Genomic DNA, 21,733 nt, shown 5'->3' on the forward strand with positions numbered 1-21,733 from the left:
AATAAATCCATTAAAATGAAGGCGTTGCCGGCACGCTTCTTTTTCAGCCAGCGCATCTGGCCCAATGGCTAGCCCAGTTCAGGGCCAGCAATCAAGTAGTATTTTTCGGGCATTCCTACCCGGCCATTCCTCCGGTAATACATCCGTATCAGCGGTCGGCGCCGTTCGAAGCCCTGTGCGTTGAGCCAATTCCTAAATGCTAGCTTATCGTCTGCCACATCCAAAACCAAGGGGCGATCGGAAAACTGCCGAAGTACGCGGCTAACCAGCTTTTTTGCCGTCTCATCCGTCTCCGCCACGAGCGGACCTACCTGCAGGTACTTACTTCCCTCCCTGCAAATCACAAAACCGTTGACATGTTTGCCCGTTCTACACACAAATGCTCCCTCCGGAAACTCATGGACCAAGTACCGGAGCAGCTGCTCCCGTTCCGCCCCGAATACCGCTGCATCGAACTTACTCAGGGCAGGCAGTTGCTCCCGACTCAGCGAAAAAACCTCCTCCTGGTTGACCGTGGACTGCTCCGATGCTGCAGGCATACGTACGTATCGTAAAAGGGTATATTCCTTTATGAACCCCATTCGCTCGTACACCAACTGACCTTCCGGTGTAGCGTCTAGTTTGATCGTCTCTACACCTGATAACCGGTCTATGATCTCGGCCATCAGCTTTCTGCTGATACCGTTTCTTCGGTAATCCCGGTCCACTAGCATCATCCCAATCCATGCAAGCCGTTGCTGATAGGCAATTGCCGTAACGGTACCCACCGGTTTGTCTCCGGCGACGGCCACCAGGCAAAATTCCGGCCGCCCGTTCAGAAATAGCAACCAATCCTTTTTTGTCTGATTCCAGCCTTCTGCATTTTTGAGGGCCATCGCCCGGTCAAGGTCCTCTGCCTGCATTTTCCGTAGGTAAAGCTCCGTGTTCATTGTTTCTATTTGCTTCTAAAGATCCACTAGTTACCACTAAACCCGAAATTTTTGACGGCTCTTGGTAATTTTTTTCTATTTTAGACAATCAAACGAGTCGTAGCCGGCAATGCTGCCAATAAACCCAAACCGTATATGCTGATTACCCTTATGCGCCTGCAACTACTAAAATGGATAAGGAGTAGTTCGTTTTCGAGAAGTGTATTGATCGGAATCCTTGTCTTCATCTTGGGGTCGTTCTTTCTCGCATATTTGTTCCTCTTTGGCCTGGTACTGAATCGGTTGGTGAGGGAGCTGATGGGGATTTCGGATGCCGTGTACGGCATCAACAGTTGCCTGCTTTATTTCTATTTGTTGGAACTGATCTACCGGTATTTTATTCAGCAACTACCTGTGGTCAGCTTGGAGCGCTTTCTTCACCTTCCGATAGCAAAATCCCGAATCATCCATATCCTGCTAGCAAGCAGTTTTCTATCCCCCTTAAACAGCATTTCCTTACTCCTGTTCGGTCCCTTTGCGGTGCGGGAGATTTTGCCGGCATACGGAACCCTGCCCGCATTGACCTGGCTGCTGGCGGTAGTACTTACCAGTTGGTCCATTCATTGGTTTATTCTCTGGTTCAAACAGCGCTTCGAGGACAGCCTTACCGGCATATTGGTCATTTCGGGTGCGCTGTTTCTTAGCATCATCTCCAGCTATTTTTCGCTTGTCGACCTCGGAGCCTTTTTCGAACCGGTGTTTACGTTTGCACTGGCAAGTCCGGTACCTGTTTTTCTCCTGCTTACCGTATTGATTTTGAGTTACTTCTTGTGTTTTGCTTTCTACCGTCAAAACGCATACCTGGAAGAACTCAGTGATGGAGAACACGTAGCATTTGCAAACCGGGATCTGGGTTTTCTATCAAAATTTGGTCTGGCAGGGGAAGTCGCAAATTTGGAATGGAAGCTCATCCTGCGGCATAAGAAAAGTCGGACCTACCTGACATTATGCCTGGTTTTTCTTTTATACGGGCTCGTTTTCTATAGCCATCCCGCGTATCAGGTGGAATCCGGATTCAACAGTGCCTTTATTTTTGTAGGCACCTTCATCACCGGAATTTTTATGATTCAATACGGACAGCTTTTTCTAAGCTGGAATTCTCCTGCATTTGATTTTTACGCCCATCAGCAGAACGGGTTACGCGCCCTGGTCCGTGGAAAGTACCTGCTATTTGCAGGTATTTCGCTGCTGTGCTTCATACTATCCATGCCCTATGTGTATTTTGGCTGGCACGTGCTTTTTATTCACTTGGCAACTTTCCTATTCAACCTGGGCGTCACCATGCACCTGGTGATTTATCTGGCACTTTGGAAACCCAAACCCATGGACCTTAACAAAGGTGCTATCTTTAATTACGAAGGAATGGGCATTTCGCAGTTGCTGATCATTCTCCCCTTGCTGGTTGCGCCATACGCCATATTTCTACCATTTTCGTACTGGTTTGACGACTATATTGGGCTGATGGCCCTTGGGATTGCCGGCCTGATTGGCCTGGGGGTCTTCCCAAAAATTTCTTCCCTAATGGCTGAAAAGGTGATTCAAATGAAATACGATATAGCCGCCGCATTTCGACAGGAATTATGATACAAATCGACGGGTTGAAGAAAATATACGGAACCACCACCGCACTGGATATACCCAATCTACAAATCCCAAAGGGACAGTGCTTTGGTCTGGTGGGAAACAATGGTGCCGGAAAAACCACATTCTTTCGGGTAGTACTTGACCTGGTACGGGCCTCCCAAGGGGCGGTTTACGTAGATGGAGAAGACGTCAGCAGAAGCGAACAGTGGAAATCAAAAATTGGTGCATACCTCGACGAAAACATGCTGCTTTCGTACCTCAGCCCCGAAGAATACTTCTCCACGCTTAAAAAAATTTATGGGCTATCGGAAGTAGCCTTACAGCATCACCTGGATAAATTTACCGAATTTTTCAACGGCGAAATACTCGGTACTAATAAATACATCCGAGACCTCTCCAAGGGCAACATCAAAAAAGTCGGAATCGCCGCAGCACTGATGGGGCAACCGGAAGCCGTGCTTTTAGACGAACCCTTTGAAAATCTCGACCCCAGTTCTCAAATCCGGCTTAAGCGGCTACTCCTAAAGGAAAAAGCCGAACAGCGGGTCACCTTCATCGTCTCCAGCCACGACTTGAATCACGTAACGGATATTTGCGAACGAATCGTGCTGCTCGAAAAAGGCCGGGTAATAAAAGACCTGCAGGACAGAACTCGAATGAAAGAAGAACTCAATACCTACTTCGACGTGCAATCGTGAAACGATGCGTAAATTACGTCCGGCACGGTTGAATAAACTTTAAAAATGGCTTAATTTGCTCAAAAAAAGGGATTCATGAAAAAACCTGTCACGAGAAGAAAATTTATCAAAAATACCGGACTTGGTTCCCTGGCGGCCTGGGCAGGGTTGGATATCGTCTATGCTCTTCCCAAAGGATACCTGCCGCTCGCTGTCCTTCAAGACCAAGATCCACAGAAACTTTTTGGCAAGCACAAGGACATGCGTGTGTTAAACGATCAACCCTGGAATATCGAAGCGCAGGCCCATTTGCTCGACGATGCGGTGACCCCTGCTGACAAAATGTTTGTCCGGAACAACGGAATCATTCCAGAAGAGGTAAGTCCCGAGGCCTGGACATTGACCATAAACGGCGAGTCCGTCGCCCAACAAAAAACCTACAGCCTTAAGGAATTGAAAACACAATTTCCGGCCCATACGTACCAGTTGGTCCTGGAATGTGGGGGGAACGGTCGAAGCGAGTACTACCCACCCGCGGAGGGCAACCAGTGGACCGTAGGTGCCGTATCTTGCGCAGAATGGACGGGTATCCGGCTGAGGGATGTGCTCCGGGATGTGGGGATCAAAGACGATGCGGTATACATAGGATATTATGGCAAAGACAGCCACCTGAGCAGAGACCCCGCCAAAAACCCGATCTCGCGCGGCATCCCCCTTTCGAAGGCCATGGAGGACCAAACCCTCCTGGCATTCGCCATGAACGGGGCCGACATTCCCATCGCCCACGGGCATCCGCTTCGCCTGATCGCATCCGGCTACCCTGCTTCGGTATCGGGTAAATGGATTCACCGGCTAGCCGTGAGGGACAAGGTTCATGATGGGGAAAAGATGGCCGCCCCCTCCTATTCGGTCCCCTGTGAACCGGTTCAGCCCGGAACAGAGGTACCTGGAGAAGCCATGTGCATCATCGAAAACATGCCCGTCAAATCCCTGATTACCTATCCAAAATCGGGAGCAATGCTTCGTCCGGACCAACGATTGGCAATCAGAGGTCATGCCTGGGCGGGCGCAAGCCTGGTCCGATCGGTGGATTACTCCATTGATTTTGGTGCCACCTGGCAGCCTTGCCGCCTCCAAGACCCAGTGAACCGCTTTGCCTGGCAACATTTTGAAGCCGATATCTCTTTTCCTAAAAAGGGTTATTACGAAGTATGGGCCAGGGCGACCGATACCGAGGGCATCAGTCAGCCCATGCTTACTCCGGGCTGGAACCCAAAAGGATATTTGAACAATGCCTGTCACCGAATCGCGGTCAAAATCACCTAAACCATGCAACACCTTCCTAGCAACCTACGCCTTTTGATCGGTGCCGGCCTATTGGTTTTGGTACTGGCAGGCCTGGGGGTTTACTTTCAATCCGAAACAAGCCCGGTCCTTGAAGATGGGGAAATACGAGAAGCGGATGCACCTCTTCCCATGACGGGCATAGATGGCGACATCAAAAATGGTGTCCATGTACCGACCGGTTTCATTGCAGCCGAAGGGGTACATTTGGTCATCGCTCATTGCACCGCCTGCCATTCGGCAAAACTGGTCACCCAAAACCGGGCCGATCGGGAAGGCTGGCAACAAATGATTCGCTGGATGCAACGAACCCAAAACTTGTGGGATTTGGGTGAGCAGGAGGCAGCCATCCTGGACTATCTTGCAGAAAATTATGCCCCGGTGAAATCCGGAAGAAGGCCTCCGCTTACGGACATTGACTGGTACGAATTGAAGGACTGACTCAGGGGCGATCCGCCAGAAATACCTGAATGTACCCGTCTAGGTAACGATTGAAAGCGATTCGATTGCCATCACGGGAATAAACTGGGGAAAAAGGCGCAGTGCCGTACGAGGGGCTGATCTTTGTTGGCACTCCCGGATTTCCAGCGCTGTCCAGTTTTCCTAAAAAAAGTCCGTCCTCGCATACATAAACAAACTCCCTTCGGGTCGGATGCCAGCGCACCATGCTCTGTACCGAACTGTGGTGACGGGTTACCTGTACAGCGTCTCCTCCAATGGTCGGGACAACAAAAATCTGAACAACCCCCGCGTCATCCTTAGCCAGGTAACTTACATAGGCTCCATCCATGGACGAACTCACCCAATGCCTCGGGCTGCTTGCTACTCCAGGATATTTCCTTCCCTCGGTATAGGTCAATCGCCGCACTTGTACGCCTTTCGGTGGGGCGGGCATTTTTTCAGGGGTGCCTTCCAGGGGACCCTTCTCCCCGGGTTCCTCGATGGATTCCGGGATATCCACGACGAATACTTCGGTGAGCTTCTTTCCATCGCCGCCTCGTAGGTCCCCTAAAAATGCCATGGCACGCTGCCGGGCGCCGTCCTGTTTGAGGTATCCGGAGGCTCCTACCCACCAATCACTGTACGCACGGCTTATGGCTTCGCTTCCCGGCTCGGGATCCGGAACCACTTCCACCAACACCACGGAAAACCAGGTTCCCTGGATATTTTCTCCAGGCTCACCCGGATCCACTCGAACCGGCGGGCCGAGCCGCTTGGCTACCCCTAGGGTACGCAGATCGTGCACCCTCCCCGACCGGTTCTCCAGGTCCACCATGATCGCGTCATTGTACGTAAATCCCACCCAGTTTCCATCCCCGCTCCAATGATGTCGGTGCGTACCTCCCCGCAAGGCACCGGGAGTAAACGGTTCCGTCACGTCCCGGCTATCCATCCAATAGGACCCGCTTTCATCAACAATCTTCCCCAACCTTCTGTGTCCCGCATACGGCCTCAGGGAATCGGCACCGGGTAGCCCATGAATGAATACCACTTTGTTTTCCCGGGGATGGTAGCTGACGGCGCCCATTCCCGGGCCATAAGGCGTTGCTTCCGGTACCTGGTACAGGCATTGGATTTGCCCGCTACCCACGTTTACTTTTTCTATGCGTTGGTTGAGGGCGATGCCGGATGGATCGGGTCGGGTATCGTAGGCAATCCATTGATCATCCGGTGAAAAATTCTGGTTATGATCCAATTCGTGATTGTAGGGCTCCTGGGTTAGCTGCCGGATCGCCCATTCTTGTTGGGCTCGGGCATGCATGCAAACCAATAGGAAAAGTGCCGGGAAGGGGTATGCTTTTAACAAACTTGAAATCATACGCATCGAAAACAACGATTACCAATATACGAAAGGCATCGGAATTCGTACTACCCAAAGCAAAGGTGTTTCATAAACCGAAATTTTTCACCATTTTTCCCTGCTCAACGTTAACCCCCTGCCATGATCCGCCTAACAGTCGCCCTGCTTTTTCTTTTTTATTTCAGCACACCCACCTTATCTCAGGAAATCCAGTGGGAACCCATTGCTCCGGGAGTGTGGAAAGGCAGCAGCGGCCTGCCCGAGGCTTACGACCTGTGGTCTGCCGCAAAACCGGCAACCAAACTCGCTGCGCTGGAAAAACTGGGAGCCGAAGTATTCCCTTTAAACCAGGCGGAAATCACCGGAATTCAGCAAGACGGAAACACCTACTTGCGTTTTCCACTGGAGCGGGGTGAACAGATTTTTGGCTTTGGCTTAAATTTCAAAACGGTGCACCAACGAGGACGGATACTTCGACTACATGTAGACCATTACGGAGGAACAGATAACGGCAGAACACATGCGCCCGTACCTTTCTATGTTTCGGATCGGGGATATGGCGTATTCGTGAACTCGGCCCGCTACCTCGATATTTACGCAGGATCCGCCTCTCGACTGGACAGCGACGACCCACCGGAAGCACGGGACCGAAATACGGACGCTACATGGACCGCAAGTCCTTATTCCGATGCGGTAGAGGTATTGGTACCGGCTGCTGGGGTTACCGTGTATGTATTTGCCGGGCCTACTCCCCTGGAAGCCGTCCAGCGGTTTAATTTATTCAACGGCGGCGGCCCCCTACCTCCTCGCTGGGGCCTGGGTTTTACCCAGCGGGTACACCGCTTGTACAGCCAGGAGGAAGTAATCCAGGAAGTTAATGCCTTTGAAGAGAGAGGTTTCCCTCTGGATTTTGTCGGATTGGAGCCAGGCTGGCAAAGCAAATCCTACCCCAACACCTTTTCCTGGGACCCGATACGCTTTCCCAATCCTGCGGAACTCGCCCAAACCCTGAAAGAAAAAGGCGTGGGTATCAACCTTTGGATAAACCCCTATGTCTCACCGGATGCCCCGTTGTACAATCGTCTCCAACCGTACTATGGAAGCCATACGGTATGGGCCGGGGCGGTCCCTGACCTGAGCATGGACCGTGCACAGGAGCTGTACTGGGAATATTTTCGCCGCGAACACCTGGATATCGGGGTCAGCGGATACAAAATTGACGAAGTTGACGGATACGACCGATGGCTTTGGCCCGACGTGGCCACCTTTCCCTCCGGACTTGCCGCAGAACAGTTGCGTCAAACCTATGGGCTTCTTGTGCAAAACCAAAGCGCAGACCTCTTCCGACAGCAGAACCGCCGCACCTGGGGATTGGTGAGGGCATCTAACGGCGGAGGCGTATCCTTCCCCTACGTTCTTTACAACGATTACTACAATCACCGGGACTTTATCACCGCATTGATCAACAGCGGCTATTCCGGCCTGCTTTGGACGCCCGAAGCAAGAGCCTCCGAAACCGCAGAGGAGTGGCTACGGCGGTTTCAAACGGTTGTTTTTTCCCCCATGGCCATGATCAATGCCTGGGCCAGTGGGACGAAACCCTGGACCTACCCCGAAGTAGCCGAGCAGGTCAAAGCCATGGCATTACTACGTATGCAGATGATTCCCTATTGGTATACCAGCTTCGCGCACTACCATTTTGAAGGAATACCGCCGTTTAGGGGAATGAATCTGGAGCCTGGCTTTCACGATTTAGGGGCAACGGATGCCACCCCCGGTCCACTGGACCTGGAATCCAATCCTTACGAAGAGGCCATAAAACGTGAAATAAAAGATCAGTACATGGCCGGTCCTTCGCTTTTGGTTGCTCCCTTTTTTGCCGGTGAAACTTCCCGTACCGTCCTGCTTCCGAAAGGAAACTGGTACGATTTCTACGATGGGCGTTATGTGGGTAACGGAGAAATCATCGAGGTGCCGGCAGGTCCGGACCAAATCCCGGTATTTGTACGGGAAGGCAGCCTCATTCCGCTGATGGAACCCAGGCTGCATGCTCCCGGGCCGGATGAGCGTGTAGATCTGGAAATACGGCACTACGGTAGGGAAGCCGCTACCTATTGGTACTACGACGACGATGGCTACTCCTTCGATTTCGAAAAAGGAGCCTATACCTGGAGAGAATTTAAGGTGGAAAAAGACGGGCAGGGAAACTGGAGAGGCACCGTTTCGGCAGCTCCCGCAGGAAAACCCAACACGATTGGAAACGTTCGCTGGAAATTCATGAGTTCAGGAAATTGATGCCGGCAGTCCAGGGCCCACATGGATAAAAATGCCCGGATTCTGTAACGAATTTCCACCTACCCTTGTTGATAAGGTAGCTAAATTCCTTTTTTAACGAATCATTTGATGTTTGAGACCCACATGCTCCTACCCAACTACACACTGGAAAACCTTCCTATTCCCACTGGTACTCGCAGCCTTTACTGCCTGCGCCACGAAAATAACCTTCCCGGTTTCCCGGGTAGTTCCCGCTGCGTATCCGGAGGCGAAGGTTTCCAAAACGAAGGAAGGAACGTACACGCTCTACCTGAGCGTCTCGCAACTGGCACTTCCCGAGCGGTTGAGCCCTCCAAAGCAATTTTACCTGGTGTGGATCGATACCCCCGACGAGGGTATTCAGAAACTGGGAGAAATGATCAATAATACCGGTATTTTCAGAAACCGGGGAAAGGCATCCTTTGAAGTCACGACCCTTTACCGCCCAACCAGGATCCTGGTAACGGCCGAGAACAGCCTGGATGTTTCCTACCCTGGAACCCACGTGGTATTTAAAAGCCGACCGTTTGAGTTGAGGTAGGGTATGGAAGATTCGCCTGTACCACTGGCTAGTAGTGGTTAACAAATCATTATCTATCGAAACAAACCCACCTTTTTCAAAATATTATTTGTACTTTTGCACCTTAATTTACATTCACATGCAGAGTATCCGTAATATTGCGATCATCGCACACGTTGACCATGGAAAGACGACCCTGGTGGACAAAATCATTCATGTCTCAAAAATTTTCAGGGAAAATCAACAGTTTGATGATCTGATTCTGGACAACAACGACCTGGAACGGGAAAGAGGGATCACCATACTTTCCAAAAACGTTTCCGTGCGGTACAAAGATATCAAGATTAACATCATTGACACCCCCGGTCACGCCGATTTTGGCGGGGAAGTGGAGCGGGTCCTGAAGATGGCCGACGGGGTAATCCTTCTGGTCGACGCCTTCGAAGGGCCGATGCCCCAGACCCGATTTGTTTTGGGAAAAGCCCTGGAGCTGGGGCTTACGCCCATCGTGGTGGTTAACAAAGTAGACAAAGAAAACTGTCGTCCGGATGAGGTACATGAAGCGGTATTCGACTTAATGTTTAACCTGGATGCGACAGAGGAACAATTGGAATTTCACACGCTATATGGCTCGGCAAAAAACAACTGGATGGGTCCCGATTGGAAAAACCCTACCGATTCCATCCTTCCACTGTTAGACGCCATTGTCAAATACATTCCTGAGCCAAAAATCGAGGAAGGTACCACCCAAATGCAGATTACCTCCCTGGATTACTCCAGTTTCGTCGGCCGAATCGCCATCGGAAGGGTAAAAAGAGGATTGATCAAGGAAGGACAGCAGTATGCGCTTTGCAAGGCGGACGGAAGTACCAAGCGTGTCAAAGTAAAAGAAGTCCACGTATTTGAGGGCCTGGGCAAAGTAAAAACAACTGAAGTACAAACGGGAGATATATGTGCCATTACAGGCATTGAAGGATTTGAAATTGGTGATACGCTGGCAGATTTGGAAACACCGGAGCCATTGCCACGGATTTCTATCGATGAACCTACCATGAACATGCTGTTTACCATCAACAACTCTCCCTTTTTCGGGAAAGAGGGTAAGTTTGTGACGTCAAGGCACCTTCGTGACAGGTTGATCAAAGAAACGGAAAAAAACCTCGCCCTGCGCGTGGAACCAACCGATAGCGAAGATAAATTTCTGGTCTACGGGAGAGGTATTTTGCACTTGTCGGTCTTGATCGAAACCATGCGCAGAGAGGGCTACGAATTGCAGGTAGGGCAACCCCAGGTGATTTACAAAACGATCGATGGTGTAAAAAACGAGCCCATTGAAACCCTGTTCGTGGATGTTCCGGAAACATCAGCGGGCAAGGTGATCGAATTGGCCACCCAACGCAAGGGAGAGTTATTGGTCATGGAGCCCAAAGGAGACCTGCAGCACCTTGAGTTTAAAATCCCGTCCAGGGGGCTGATCGGCTTACGAAACAATGTATTGACAGCCACGCAAGGGGAAGCCATCATGAATCACCGATTCTCGGCCTACGAGCCTTTTAAAGGACCGATTCCAGGAAGGATAAACGGGTCCTTGATATCGATGGAAGGAGGGCCTTGCACGGCCTATGCCATCGACAAACTACAAGACAGGGGATTTTTCTTTGTAGACCCTGGCGAAGAATTGTACACGGGACAGGTTATTGGAGAGCATTCCCGGGACAACGATATTGTCGTCAATGTGCAGAAGGGAAAGAAACTGACCAATATGAGGGCATCCGGCTCTGACGATAATACAAAAATTGCACCCGCAAGAAAATTTTCGTTGGAAGAGGCCATGGAATACATCCAAAAGGACGAGTATTTGGAAATCACACCGAAAAGCATACGGATGCGAAAAATCTACCTGGACGAAAACGAACGCAATCGGGCCGCGAAGATGCAAAATGCCTAAGGCAGGAAAACGAAAGGATGGATTTTTTCCATCCTTTTTTTGTCTGATGCGAAGGGATTGGGCATATTTCTGTATTTTTACAGCCTGAGCCAATCGGGTTGCGCCAGTAAACCGGTGCCGAAAGTTGATCCCAGACTCACCAAAAAAATGGAAATGTACCTATGAAAAAAATTGCAGTTTTTACCTCAGGAGGAGATTCGCCAGGAATGAACGCCTGTGTACGGGCCGTAGTGAGAACAGGAATATACCATCAATTGGATGTATACAGCATCAAGTATGGCTATGACGGGATGATCAACGGACACATAAAGAAAATGCAATCCCAATCGGTAAGCAATATTTTGCAACGAGGGGGCACCATTTTGAAATCAGCCCGGAGCGAGGAATTCAGAACCAAAGAAGGGAGAAAAAAAGCTTTTGAGGAGCTCAGTAAGCACGGTATTGAGGGGCTGGTCGCCATTGGCGGAGACGGAACGTTTACGGGAGCCAAGATATTTTACGAAGAATTTGGCATCCCAACGGTCGGTTGCCCCGGGACGATTGATAACGACATTTACGGCACGGACTATACCATTGGGTTCGATACCGCAGTAAATACCGCTCTGGAGGCCATTGACAAAATTCGGGATACAGCGGCCGCCCACGACCGGATCTTCTTTGTGGAAGTAATGGGAAGGGATAGTGGATACATTGCCATTGAATGCGGTATTGGAGGGGGTGCCGAATTGGTCATGGTACCGGAAACCACTACGACCATTCATGACGTGGTGAAATCCCTCAAAGGGCTTCGAAAATCCAAAACTTCCAGCATCGTGGTCGTAGCGGAAGGCGACGAGGAAGGTGGCGCCGCTGATATCATGGAACGGGTGAAGTCGGAATTTAAGGGAGAGGACAAGGAATTTAAAGTGACTACATTGGGGCACATCCAACGCGGGGGCAGTCCAACGGCCAAGGACCGCATATTGGGTAGCAGAAGCGGCATGGCAGCGGTTGAAGGCTTGATCAACGGACAATCCAACTGCATGGCTGGCATTATCAACGATCAGGTGGTATATACCCCTTTTGAAGAATGCATAACCAAAAGCAAGCCCCTCAAGGAGGAATACCTCCGGCTTCAGGAACTGTTAAGTATTTAGCATGGGCTTCGTACCGATTTTCATCACCTTGGGTGGATTTGTATTTTTATTTGTCTTGCTGGTCCAGCAAAACCTGCGGCAAAAAAAAAGATCATTTAACACGGATCTGCATTCGCTCGCTTTGCAGGTTCAAGAACCTGGCATGACACCGCCTGAAACACTTGTGAGGGAGGGACTGGAATCCCTGGAAAAACGCCTTCGTTCCGCCAATGCGGCTGCCGAAAAGATGGAGAGGAGGGAGTTCGGGGAGTTAGTGGCTCGCGCAAAAAGGACCCGCTACGAATACAACCACCTGCTACGCACCAAACCCTACTCTTTCGTTGCTAGCCTTTTTGGCCATCACCCGCTTTGATACGAGCGTCGATCCAGTCCAGCATGTGTTCCACTGCATCCGGATGAAACCATTGGTAGTCCGGGTCTTTTCGAAACCAGGTAAGCTGACGCTTGGCGTACCTCCTGGAATTTCTTTTTAATAGCCGCACAGCCTCTATCCTATCGTAACGTCCGTCAAAAAAACCAAACACTTCTTTGTAGCCCACCGTTTGGAGCGCATTTACTTCACGGTAGGGGTACAGTCTTTTTGCTTCTTCAAAAAGCCCACTCTCGATCATTTCATCCATACGCCGATCGATCCTTTCGTACAGCTCCTGTCTTTCCCGGTTCAAGGCTATTTTAATGGGGTGAAAAAAGCGGGACACCTGCTTTTTTCTCCGGAAGTCACTAAACGGCCTCCCCGTTCCCAGGCATACTGAGAGTGCCCGGACGAGTCGGTGCGGGTTTTGTAGATCGACTTGCTGGTGGTAGACCGGGTCCAAACGTCCCAGTTTCTCCTGCAGGTAAGGTAACCCAAACTCCCTGAACTCGCGGATGAGCGTATCTCTTATTTCCGGATCAATGTCTGGTATTTCGTCCAAACCGTGAACCACCGCGTCCAGGTACAAGCCAGAACCTCCCGTAAGAATTAACAGCGAATGCTTCTGAAACAAATCCTCCATCAGGTCGATGGCCTCCTGCTCAAAGTCCCGGACATTGTAGGGTTCGTGAATCGACTTATTCCCAATGAAATAGTGTGTTGCCTGTGCCAATGCTTCCTTCCCAGGTTTGGCCGTTCCTATATCCATTTCCCGAAAAAATTGTCTACTATCAGCGGAAATTATCGCAGTATTAAATTTTTTGGCTAAATTTATGCACAAATCAGTTTTTCCTACTGCAGTTGGACCAGCGATGACTAAAAGTATTTGATTAGAGGGGGTCACTATTTATCGAACCTGAACTAGAATCCCTAAGTTAAGGAATTTCACTCATGAAAAACAAAAAAGTCCTGATCGTAGACGATAACGCACTCAATCGAAGGGTTTTCGAAAATGTAATTGGACACAACTATTTTTTTGATTCGGCTTCGGATGGCCTGGAAGCGATCGACCTATTGAAGCGCAACCACTACGATATTGTGTTAATGGATATCCAGATGCCTAAATTGGACGGTATTTCCTGCTTGAAAATTATTCGGGAGGAAGACATCGCCGATATTCCGGTAATTGCCATTTCCGCTTATTCCAATCAAGGCGATCGGGATTATTTTTTATCAACGGGCTTTGACGATTTCATTGCCAAACCGGTAAAACCCAAAGACCTGCTGGAAACCATCCATTTTCATTTGCAGCCCGGCCTGGGCAGTTCGGCCGTGGATGGGGAGGATTCCGGAGAGCATGTGGACCTGAACGAAACTGTGATCCGGCAACTCCTCAAATACCACAGTATCGAAAACATCAAGGCCGTTTATTTTGACTTTCTGGAAGAAGCGAAAAACCTGACCGAAGAGATAAAAATTTTGGCGGAATTAAAAAAATTTGATGAAATTGGAGAAAAACTTCACATTTTAAAAGGAAATTCAGGTACTTTGGGGGTGCTTGCCATCTATAGGGCCACGGCAGGATTTGAAAAAAAAATCAAACAGTCCAATCTGGAAAATATAAAAACAGATATGGCGTATTTGGAATCGGGTTTAAAAACCTACCAACAGATAATTGAAAGCGACAAAATCTTTTCGAAATATGAATGAACCCAAAAGAGTATTGGTAGCAGAAGACAGCTCCGTGATTATCAATTTGACCAAAAACGTGTTGTTGTTTGAGAACTTCCACATTACCGCAGTCAAAAATGGTCAACAGGTGTTAGACAAATTGGGCAGGGAGAATTTTGATCTGATTCTAATGGACATCAACATGCCGGTGATGGATGGAATCGCCTGTACCAAAGCGATACGGCAGTTGAAAGACCCTCAAAAATCCAAGATACCCATCGTTGCCATCACCGGAAATTATAAAAATTACACCTTGGACGATTTTAAAAAAGCAGGACTGAACGACTATGTGCAAAAACCACTCGATTATGACCTGCTACTTGCCACAGTAAAAAAGCACATCGACAACTAAAATGCCTATCAAATATACCAAAGGCTATTTGGATAAGCTGGAAGATATTTTTGCCGCTTCGGAATACCACCTCCGGTACGAAAAAGGGAATTTCAAATCCGGTTATTGCATACTGAAAGAAACAAAAATCGTGATTATCAACAAGTATTTTACGCTGGAAGGTAAGATTAATGCATTGATCGATATTTTGAAAACCCTGGATTTCAACCCCAAATCCTTTACCAACCAAAAACAACAGGATTTTCTTACCGAACTCAAACAAACCGAACTCAAACTTTGAAGATCACATTTTTAGGAACCGGAACATCCCAGGGGGTCCCCGTCATCGGTTGCAATTGTGAGGTCTGCCAATCTTTGGATTTTCGTGACAAGCGCCTGCGAACTTCCTTACACCTGGAAAAAGACGGCAAAAGTATTGTCATTGACACCGGGCCGGATTTTCGCATGCAAATGCTTCGAGAGGATGTTTCCCGGCTGGATGCAGTAGTCTTCACCCACGAACACAAAGATCACACGGCTGGCCTCGACGATATTCGGCCATTTAATTTCAGTCAACAAACCGATATCCCCCTCTTCGGAACCCCACAGGTCCTCAACCAAATAAAAACAGAATTCTCGTACGTATTTGCCAAAAACAAGTATCCCGGCGTCCCACGGGTGCTTATCAACGAGATCGGGAACCTGCCGTTTGAGGTATTGGGAATCCCTTTTATCCCCATACAGGTGATGCATCACAAACTCCCGGTATTGGGCTTTAGAATAGACGACTTCACCTATATTACGGATGCCAACTACATCGCTCCGGAAGAAATTGAAAAAATCAAAGGCACAAAGACGCTGGTGATCAATGCCCTGCAAATCCAGCCCCATATCTCGCACTTTACCTTGGATGAGGCCCTTTCCTTTATCAAAAAAATCGAGCCCGAAACCGCTTACCTGACGCACGTAAGTCACCGAATGGGCATGCACCAACGGGTGCAGCAAGGCTTACCCGATAACGTGAACCTTGCCTACGACGGGTTAACAATACATCCCTGACATGCACCTCAACTACCATTTTTTTCGCTTTCTATGCCCGGCACTGGACAAGATCCTCTCGGACTCCACGTTGCATGCCTGTTTCTCCCAAAACAAGGATGAATTGATCCTGGAATTCAGACCCGAAAATGGCCCTCCGTTTTTTATTCGTGCCCTCCTCCTTCCAACAACTCCTTGTCTGAGTTTCCCGAATGATTTTCGGAGAAGTAAAAAAAATAACGTGGACCTGTTTCCGGAACTACTCGGTCGAAAAGTCCGTCGGACTCGTCTGCTCGCTTTCGAAAGAGCCTTTTACCTCGAACTGGACTCCGGCATGCTACTGCTCTTCAAAATGCACGGGAGCCGGTCCAATATACTCCTCTATCCTTCCCTGCAGGAGCGACCGATTCGACTATTTCGAAAAGAACTGGCAGAAGACCGGCAACTCTACGTTTCGGAACTGGAAAAACCCCTCTCGCTGGACTGGGACCGGTTTGTTTCCCTCGACGGAAATGCCTCTCAGTTTCTACCAACGCTTGGTAAACTACCCAGGGCCTGGCTCAAAGCCCGGGGCTACCTTTCCGCTGGATTAGAAACCCGCTTTCGCCTGATCGGTGAGCTGCTGGATTTACTGGACAGCCCACTCTTTTCAATCTACCAGGAGGAAGAGCACTACAAGCTCACCTTATTGCCCTGTGAGCAAGCCCTGGAAACGACCACAGATCCCATTGAGGCAGCCAATAGGTACTACCAGAAAGCGGTGGTACGCCAGGCATTTGAGCAGGAAAAAAATCGCTTGCTGCGTGGCATGGCAGAACAGCGAAAAAAAACCGAAAACTACATCCGTAAGACCCGGGAGAAGTTGGCATTGATGGAAGCAGAGGCCTCTCCAAGCCAACTGGCGGATATCATAATGGCCAACCTGCATCAAATTCCAGCCGGTGCTGAAAAGATCAAACTATTTGATTTTTACGCCGATAAAATGATAGAGGTCCGCTTGAAACGCGGCCAGACGCCGCAAAAGCAGGCAGAAAACCTGTATAGAAAAAGTAAAAACAAAAAAATTGAATTCGAACAGGTACGTCAAAACCTGGCCCGAAAGGAAGCGCTCCTGGTGAGTCTGGAACAGGAAGCCGAAGATCTTGGAATGGTGCAGGATTTTCGCTCACTAAAGGCGTATATCAAATCCGAGGATCACAGCGTGGATCGTACCAAATCGGAGCAATTGCCCTTCAAGCGTTTCGAAATACTGGGCTTTGAGGTGTGGGTAGGTAAATCCGCCCGGTCGAACGACGAATTGCTACGGAGGTACGTATGGAAAGACGACCTGTGGCTGCACGCGAAAGACGTGTCCGGTTCGCATGTTGTGATCAAGAATCAATCCGGAACCCCGGTACCCGCTCCCGTGCTGGAGCGTGCGGCTTCGTTGGCAGCTTACTATTCCAAAAGCAAAACGTCCGGTCTGGCAGCGGTAATGTACACCCCTTGCAAGTACGTGCGAAAAGTCAAGGGCTCTGCTCCGGGTGCGGTGACGGTCGACAAGGAAAAGGTCGTCATGGTGCCTCCGGAAGGTCCTGAATCGCTCTGAGTAGGGTACACGTAAAAAACCGTTTCAGGTTTCCCCAAAACGGTTTTTGTTTTTTTGCCAATACACTGGAAACGCTTGCGGTACTCCGTGGGGCTGTGTCAGTCGACGACGTGTATTTTCATCATATTGGTCCTTCCCTTGGCTCTGAGTGGCATGCTGGCCGTATTGATAATAATGTCCCCCTCACTGACATGGTTTTCTTCTTTCAGCTTTTCCTGAATGTCATGGAAGGTAGCATCGGTCGACTCGTTATTGTCGTAGTAGTAGGCCCGAACACCCCACACCAGACTTAGCTGCGTCAGTAGCTTCTTGTTTCGGGTAAATACAAAAATACCGGCCGAGGGGCGATGGGAAGAGAGACGAAATGCCGTGAATCCGGAGGTGGTAATACCCACGATCGCCTTCGCTTTCACATTTCTGGAAAGCCTGCTGGCCATCAGCAACAGGTTATTGCTCAAATAGCTATCCGTATCCTCGGGTATTTTGTACAAATTGTGGTAAATGTCAGCGTTGACTTCGATGTGATCGATGATGCTACTCATGGCTTTGACTGCAGCTATGGGAAATTTTCCTGAGGCAGTCTCTGCGGATAACATGACAGCATCCGCACCGTCTAGAACCGCACTGGCCACGTCATTGGTTTCGGCGCGGGTAGGGCGAGGATTTACGATCATGCTTTCCATCATTTGGGTAGCGATAATCACCGGTTTGCAAGCCAGCTTGCATTTCTCCACCATTCGTTTTTGCCAGAGGGGAACAATTTCCATCGGCACCTCTACTCCCAGATCGCCTCTTGCCACCATGATGGCATCGGTGGCTTGAATGATGGCGTCGATGTTTTCCAGGGCTTCCGGCTTTTCAATTTTTGCTACAATCTTACAGCTTTTCCCGGCGCTGCTGATTCGTTCCCGAAGGTCCAAAATATCGTCCGCCGTACGGACAAAGGAAAGAGCAATCCAGTCAACTTCATTCTCCAGACCAAATTCCAGGTCAACAAGGTCTTTTTCGGTCAGGGAAGGTGCGCTAATTTTGGTATTTGGCAAGTTAATGCCCTTTCTGGATTTTAAAATACCTCCATGGACGACCGTACAATCAACATTTTTTCCGTCTGTTTTCAAAACCACCAGCTCCAGGTTGCCGTCGTCAATCAAAATGCGGTCCCCCTGTACAACATCGTTGGGTAGATTTTGGTAAACGGTGCTGACCAGCGATGCATTTCCCATCACCGGCTCGTTGGTTATGGTGATCGGGTCTCCTTGTTTGATGAGCACCCCATTGTTTTCAACTTCCCCCACCCGGATTTTAGGCCCCTGAAGGTCTTGCAAAATGCCGATGTTAAAACGCATCTCAGAATTCAGCTCGCGGATCGTTTTCACCACTTCCGCATGAATGCTGTGATCGCCATGGGAGAAGTTTAACCGAAAAATATCTGCTCCCACCATCACCAACTCGGTAATGATCTCTTTGGTATTGCTGGCAGGTCCAATGGTAGCTAATATTTTGGTTTTATTAAAAATCGGTACTCTCATTTCTAGTTATAGTTAATATGTTAACAGGTTTTCTTTTGATTTTAACTTGTTGATATCAATTTTTACGATGCTCTGTATTCCGCGCACCCCGGAAAGGCCGTCAATATACATATTTAAATCCACTTCAAAGGTGAAGTCCTGGCAGAGTAAAAAGTAATCCATGCTCCGGAGTTCGGGCACCAGGTAACGAGCGTGTCCGCCGACGGGATACGACTTGTTTCTCAGCAATTGTATGTATCCATGTTCTTTTTCCAGTATAAATTGAGAAATAATCAGGTCCGGTTGCCGGAGAAATTCCATTTGATAATCCGCGGTTTTTTTTAAATTAATCCCTAATGATTGATTGATCAACCAAGCCATTTTATAGTCCTTCAAAGGGGCTATAAGGCCTAAAAGATCAAAATCAAACGAGTTTTCAACATGAAGCTTACTTTTCTTCATTCAGGAAGAATTTAAAAAAACAAAGTTAAAAATTTTATTTCAACTTCTATCCCTGAAAGAAAGTTCTTAATTTAGTTTGTCTTTTTTTTTGACATTAAGGTTTTAAATAATTTTCTTTGCGGAGTGTTTAAACTAAACTGATCACAAAATGTCTGAAATTGCACAAAAAGTAAAAGCCATTATCGTTGATAAGTTAGGCGTCGAAGAATCCGAAGTTACTCCCGAAGCGAGCTTTACCAATGACCTTGGGGCCGATTCTCTTGATACCGTAGAGCTTATCATGGAATTTGAAAAAGAATTCAACATTTCCATTCCGGATGACCAGGCTGAACAGATCGGTACGGTTGGCCAGGCGGTTAGCTATTTGGAAGCTAACGTAAAATAACCCATACTTAAAATCATTTATGAATTTAAGAAGAGTTGTAGTAACAGGTTTAGGTGCCCTTACGCCCATTGGCAATACCGTTCCGGAGTTCTGGAAGGGCCTGTCAACGGGTGTGAGTGGTGCTGCACCTATTACCCGTTTTGATGCCTCAAAATTCAAAACCCAATTTGCCTGCGAGGTAAAAAACCTTGACATCGCGCAATTTCTAGACAGAAAAGAAGCAAGAAAAATCGATCCCTACACGCAGTACGCCATGGTGGCGGTAGAAGAAGCGATGAACGATTCGGGGATAGACCTGGATCGAATCGATCTTTCCCGCGCCGGGGTGATTTGGGGATCTGGCATTGGCGGGTTGAAAACCTTCCAGGATGAAGTAACGGATTTTGTCAATGGGGATGGAACGCCTCGCTTTAATCCTTTCTTTATTCCAAAAATGATCGCTGATATAGCCGCTGGATTTATTTCCATAAAATATGGTTTTCAGGGTCCCAATTTTGCGACGGTCTCGGCTTGCGCCTCTGCTACCAATGCGTTGATCGATGCATTCAACTACATTCGCCTTGGAAAAGCAGACATTTTCATCTCCGGTGGGTCCGAGGCGGCTGTCACGGAAGCGGGTGTGGGCGGTTTCAATGCTTTGAAAGCGCTCTCTCAGCGCAACGACGACCCTGCTACCGCCTCCCGTCCTTTTGACAAGGACCGCGATGGATTTGTTTTGGGAGAAGGTGCCGGCGCGCTGGTACTTGAGGAATACGCGCACGCGAAGGCACGTGGGGCCACCATCTACGCCGAACTTATCGGAGGGGGCATGACCGGGGATGCCTATCACATCACGGCTCCGCATCCGGAAGGCCGCGGTGCTGCCAACGTGATGAAATTTGCCCTTGAGGATGCCGGTATAGCTGCCGAGGCAGTGGATTACATCAACGTACACGGCACTTCTACGCCTCTGGGCGACTTAAGCGAAGTAAAAGCCATCCAAAAGATCTTTGGAGACCACGCTTATCAACTGAATATCAGCAGCACCAAGTCCATGACAGGGCATCTGTTGGGTGCCGCCGGGGCTGTAGAAGCCATCGCCTGCATCATGGCCATGAAATATAACCTAATCCCACCCACCATCAATCATTTTACCGACGATGAGGAGGTGGATGCAAAATTAAACCTTACCTTCAATCAGGCCCAGGAACGAGAAGTAACGATCGCGCTGAGTAACACATTTGGATTTGGCGGACATAATTGTTCGATCATTTTCAAAAAAATCCAGGAATAAATTTGAAAATACTTCGGTTGCTCCGAATTCAGGAGCTAACGTACGATAAGAAAGATAAAAGGCTTGCTTCCGCTATAAAGAATATGGTGGGTAGCAGGCCTTTAAACTTATCGCTTTACCGGCTAGCCTTCCGGCATGTCTCCGCTTCCAAGGAAGTAAAATCCGGAGTGAAAATCAGCAACGAACGCCTCGAATACCTGGGTGACGCGGTTCTGGGCACCGTGGTCGCGGAATATTTATTTCAGAAATTCCCTTACCGGGACGAGGGTTTCCTCACCGAAACGCGCTCCCGGATCGTAAACAGGGAGTCCTTGAATCAGGTGGGACAAAAAATCGGTCTGGCCAAGATCGTCGAAACTGAAATGGATGGGAAAGTCCCTTATTCGTTCAAATCCCTCTACGGGGATACCCTTGAGGCACTGATCGGAGCCATATATTTGGACCGGGGATATTATTTTTGCCGTCGATTTATTTTCAAACGGCTGATCACCCCATTCTTTGACCTGGAGAATATCATCACCACCACCACGAATTTCAAAAGTAAAATCATCGAATGGTCTCAAAAAGACAACAAGGAGGTCGATTTCGTGTTAAAGTCAGTAGCGGGTACCCAACGGTTTAAAGAATTTACGGTGGAACTGACCATTGGTGGAACCTCCTTTTCCGAAGGCAAGGGTTCGACCAAGAAAAAAGCAGAACAGGAAGCCGCCAAACTCGCCTGTGAAAAGCTACAACTTATCCTTTAATCACGCACGCCCCGCAGGGAATAGAATT

General features: G+C 48.9%; 22 protein-coding genes. 17 read left to right on the forward strand and 5 right to left on the reverse strand.

Annotation, left to right across the window (positions count from 1 at the left end; all coding sequences use genetic code 11):
• Nucleotides 1-68: 68 nt before the first annotated feature.
• The gene (locus tag ABWH99_RS20680) at nt 69-929 is read right to left on the reverse strand and encodes a GNAT family N-acetyltransferase (protein ID WP_375583683.1); all 861 of its coding nucleotides are present in this window, start codon (nt 927-929) and stop codon (nt 69-71) included.
• A gap of 135 nt (nt 930-1,064) precedes the next feature.
• On the opposite strand from ABWH99_RS20680, the gene ABWH99_RS20685 reads away from it, so the two are divergent.
• The 4 genes from ABWH99_RS20685 to ABWH99_RS20700 all read left to right on the forward strand — a co-directional run bounded on the left by ABWH99_RS20685 (nt 1,065) and on the right by ABWH99_RS20700 (nt 5,014).
• Nucleotides 1,065-2,552, forward strand: coding sequence for a DUF5687 family protein (locus ABWH99_RS20685; RefSeq protein WP_375583684.1), 1,488 nt, complete (start codon nt 1,065-1,067; stop codon nt 2,550-2,552).
• Complete coding sequence (locus ABWH99_RS20690; RefSeq protein WP_375583685.1) at nt 2,549-3,250, forward strand: ABC transporter ATP-binding protein; 702 nt, start codon at nt 2,549-2,551, stop codon at nt 3,248-3,250. The genes ABWH99_RS20685 and ABWH99_RS20690 overlap by 4 nt, the downstream gene beginning before the upstream one ends.
• 75 nt (nt 3,251-3,325) lie before the next feature.
• A complete protein-coding gene (locus tag ABWH99_RS20695) occupies nt 3,326-4,555 on the forward strand; it encodes a sulfite oxidase (RefSeq protein WP_375583686.1) in 1,230 nt (409 codons plus the stop codon).
• Between the two features lie 3 nt (nt 4,556-4,558).
• Entirely contained in the window at nt 4,559-5,014 is a 456-nt protein-coding gene (locus tag ABWH99_RS20700) for a hypothetical protein (protein WP_375583687.1), read from the forward strand.
• 1 nt (nt 5,015) lies between these two features.
• On the opposite strand, the gene ABWH99_RS20705 is transcribed toward ABWH99_RS20700, so the two are convergent.
• Complete coding sequence (locus tag ABWH99_RS20705) at nt 5,016-6,398, reverse strand: DUF3748 domain-containing protein (RefSeq protein WP_375583688.1); 1,383 nt, start codon at nt 6,396-6,398, stop codon at nt 5,016-5,018.
• Nucleotides 6,399-6,515: 117 nt separating this feature from the next.
• On the opposite strand from ABWH99_RS20705, the gene ABWH99_RS20710 reads away from it, so the two are divergent.
• From ABWH99_RS20710 to ABWH99_RS20730, 5 genes are all read left to right on the forward strand, one after another.
• On the forward strand, nt 6,516-8,669 hold the full coding sequence (locus ABWH99_RS20710; protein WP_375583689.1) for a TIM-barrel domain-containing protein: 2,154 nt from the start codon (nt 6,516-6,518) through the stop codon (nt 8,667-8,669).
• Nucleotides 8,670-8,781: 112 nt separating this feature from the next.
• Nucleotides 8,782-9,228: a hypothetical protein gene (locus tag ABWH99_RS20715; protein WP_375583690.1), complete on the forward strand. Its 447-nt coding sequence runs from the start codon at nt 8,782-8,784 to the stop codon at nt 9,226-9,228.
• 118 nt (nt 9,229-9,346) lie between these two features.
• Nucleotides 9,347-11,155, forward strand: a complete 1,809-nt coding sequence (typA, locus tag ABWH99_RS20720) for a translational GTPase TypA (RefSeq protein ID WP_375583691.1) — start codon at nt 9,347-9,349, stop codon at nt 11,153-11,155.
• Between the two features lie 161 nt (nt 11,156-11,316).
• Complete coding sequence (gene pfkA / locus ABWH99_RS20725; RefSeq protein WP_375583692.1) at nt 11,317-12,291, forward strand: 6-phosphofructokinase; 975 nt, start codon at nt 11,317-11,319, stop codon at nt 12,289-12,291.
• Nucleotide 12,292: 1 nt separating this feature from the next.
• Nucleotides 12,293-12,643: a hypothetical protein gene (locus tag ABWH99_RS20730; protein ID WP_375583693.1), complete on the forward strand. Its 351-nt coding sequence runs from the start codon at nt 12,293-12,295 to the stop codon at nt 12,641-12,643.
• Here the strand turns inward: ABWH99_RS20730 and miaA are convergent.
• Nucleotides 12,615-13,547: a tRNA (adenosine(37)-N6)-dimethylallyltransferase MiaA gene (miaA, locus tag ABWH99_RS20735; RefSeq protein WP_375583694.1), complete on the reverse strand. Its 933-nt coding sequence runs from the start codon at nt 13,545-13,547 to the stop codon at nt 12,615-12,617. The genes ABWH99_RS20730 and miaA overlap by 29 nt on opposite strands.
• A 47-nt stretch (nt 13,548-13,594) precedes the next feature.
• Here miaA and ABWH99_RS20740 point away from each other — a divergent pair, with 47 nt between their 5' ends.
• Genes ABWH99_RS20740 through ABWH99_RS20760 form a run of 5 tightly spaced genes read left to right on the forward strand, consistent with a single transcriptional unit; the run spans nt 13,595 to nt 17,331 of the window.
• Nucleotides 13,595-14,353, forward strand: a complete 759-nt coding sequence (locus ABWH99_RS20740; protein WP_375583695.1) for a response regulator — start codon at nt 13,595-13,597, stop codon at nt 14,351-14,353.
• A complete protein-coding gene (locus tag ABWH99_RS20745) occupies nt 14,346-14,726 on the forward strand; it encodes a response regulator (protein WP_375583696.1) in 381 nt (126 codons plus the stop codon). The genes ABWH99_RS20740 and ABWH99_RS20745 overlap by 8 nt, the downstream gene beginning before the upstream one ends.
• A 1-nt stretch (nt 14,727) precedes the next feature.
• Nucleotides 14,728-15,006: a hypothetical protein gene (locus tag ABWH99_RS20750; RefSeq protein WP_375583697.1), complete on the forward strand. Its 279-nt coding sequence runs from the start codon at nt 14,728-14,730 to the stop codon at nt 15,004-15,006.
• Nucleotides 15,003-15,764: an MBL fold metallo-hydrolase gene (locus ABWH99_RS20755; RefSeq protein WP_375583698.1), complete on the forward strand. Its 762-nt coding sequence runs from the start codon at nt 15,003-15,005 to the stop codon at nt 15,762-15,764. The genes ABWH99_RS20750 and ABWH99_RS20755 overlap by 4 nt, the downstream gene beginning before the upstream one ends.
• A 1-nt stretch (nt 15,765) precedes the next feature.
• Complete coding sequence (locus ABWH99_RS20760) at nt 15,766-17,331, forward strand: NFACT RNA binding domain-containing protein (RefSeq protein ID WP_375583699.1); 1,566 nt, start codon at nt 15,766-15,768, stop codon at nt 17,329-17,331.
• A 98-nt stretch (nt 17,332-17,429) separates the two neighbouring features.
• Here the strand turns inward: ABWH99_RS20760 and pyk are convergent, their stop codons facing one another.
• Nucleotides 17,430-18,860 (reverse strand): pyruvate kinase, encoded by a 1,431-nt coding sequence (gene pyk / locus ABWH99_RS20765; RefSeq protein WP_375583700.1) that lies wholly within the window; start codon nt 18,858-18,860, stop codon nt 17,430-17,432.
• A gap of 12 nt (nt 18,861-18,872) precedes the next feature.
• On the reverse strand, nt 18,873-19,301 hold the full coding sequence (locus tag ABWH99_RS20770; RefSeq protein WP_375583701.1) for an IPExxxVDY family protein: 429 nt from the start codon (nt 19,299-19,301) through the stop codon (nt 18,873-18,875).
• A gap of 148 nt (nt 19,302-19,449) precedes the next feature.
• Between ABWH99_RS20770 and ABWH99_RS20775 the strand changes: the two genes are divergently transcribed.
• From ABWH99_RS20775 to rnc, 3 genes are read left to right on the forward strand one after another with little or no spacing between them, the layout of a single operon-like run.
• Nucleotides 19,450-19,686, forward strand: coding sequence for an acyl carrier protein (locus ABWH99_RS20775; protein ID WP_010855324.1), 237 nt, complete (start codon nt 19,450-19,452; stop codon nt 19,684-19,686).
• Between the two features lie 19 nt (nt 19,687-19,705).
• Complete coding sequence (gene fabF, locus ABWH99_RS20780; RefSeq protein WP_375583702.1) at nt 19,706-20,959, forward strand: beta-ketoacyl-ACP synthase II; 1,254 nt, start codon at nt 19,706-19,708, stop codon at nt 20,957-20,959.
• Between the two features lie 2 nt (nt 20,960-20,961).
• Nucleotides 20,962-21,705 (forward strand): ribonuclease III, encoded by a 744-nt coding sequence (gene rnc, locus ABWH99_RS20785; RefSeq protein ID WP_375583703.1) that lies wholly within the window; start codon nt 20,962-20,964, stop codon nt 21,703-21,705.
• Nucleotides 21,706-21,733 lie beyond the last annotated feature (28 nt).

The sequence above is a fragment of the Cyclobacterium xiamenense genome, assembly GCF_042140265.1.
In the GTDB taxonomy this organism is placed as follows: domain Bacteria; phylum Bacteroidota; class Bacteroidia; order Cytophagales; family Cyclobacteriaceae; genus Cyclobacterium; species Cyclobacterium xiamenense_A.

Coding starts and splice junctions, on each gene's coding strand:
- pfkA (WP_375583692.1), top strand. CDS start 11,317: ATGAAAAAAATTGCAGTTTTTACCTCAGGAGGAGATTCGCCAGGAATG.
- ABWH99_RS20770 (WP_375583701.1), bottom strand. CDS start 19,301: ATGAAGAAAAGTAAGCTTCATGTTGAAAACTCGTTTGATTTTGATCTT.
- ABWH99_RS20680 (WP_375583683.1), bottom strand. CDS start 929: ATGAACACGGAGCTTTACCTACGGAAAATGCAGGCAGAGGACCTTGAC.
- ABWH99_RS20685 (WP_375583684.1), top strand. CDS start 1,065: ATGCTGATTACCCTTATGCGCCTGCAACTACTAAAATGGATAAGGAGT.
- ABWH99_RS20690 (WP_375583685.1), top strand. CDS start 2,549: ATGATACAAATCGACGGGTTGAAGAAAATATACGGAACCACCACCGCA.
- ABWH99_RS20730 (WP_375583693.1), top strand. CDS start 12,293: ATGGGCTTCGTACCGATTTTCATCACCTTGGGTGGATTTGTATTTTTA.
- ABWH99_RS20750 (WP_375583697.1), top strand. CDS start 14,728: ATGCCTATCAAATATACCAAAGGCTATTTGGATAAGCTGGAAGATATT.
- ABWH99_RS20695 (WP_375583686.1), top strand. CDS start 3,326: ATGAAAAAACCTGTCACGAGAAGAAAATTTATCAAAAATACCGGACTT.
- ABWH99_RS20775 (WP_010855324.1), top strand. CDS start 19,450: ATGTCTGAAATTGCACAAAAAGTAAAAGCCATTATCGTTGATAAGTTA.
- ABWH99_RS20760 (WP_375583699.1), top strand. CDS start 15,766: ATGCACCTCAACTACCATTTTTTTCGCTTTCTATGCCCGGCACTGGAC.
- pyk (WP_375583700.1), bottom strand. CDS start 18,860: ATGAGAGTACCGATTTTTAATAAAACCAAAATATTAGCTACCATTGGA.
- typA (WP_375583691.1), top strand. CDS start 9,347: ATGCAGAGTATCCGTAATATTGCGATCATCGCACACGTTGACCATGGA.
- ABWH99_RS20710 (WP_375583689.1), top strand. CDS start 6,516: ATGATCCGCCTAACAGTCGCCCTGCTTTTTCTTTTTTATTTCAGCACA.
- ABWH99_RS20740 (WP_375583695.1), top strand. CDS start 13,595: ATGAAAAACAAAAAAGTCCTGATCGTAGACGATAACGCACTCAATCGA.
- ABWH99_RS20700 (WP_375583687.1), top strand. CDS start 4,559: ATGCAACACCTTCCTAGCAACCTACGCCTTTTGATCGGTGCCGGCCTA.
- fabF (WP_375583702.1), top strand. CDS start 19,706: ATGAATTTAAGAAGAGTTGTAGTAACAGGTTTAGGTGCCCTTACGCCC.
- ABWH99_RS20745 (WP_375583696.1), top strand. CDS start 14,346: ATGAATGAACCCAAAAGAGTATTGGTAGCAGAAGACAGCTCCGTGATT.
- ABWH99_RS20705 (WP_375583688.1), bottom strand. CDS start 6,398: ATGCGTATGATTTCAAGTTTGTTAAAAGCATACCCCTTCCCGGCACTT.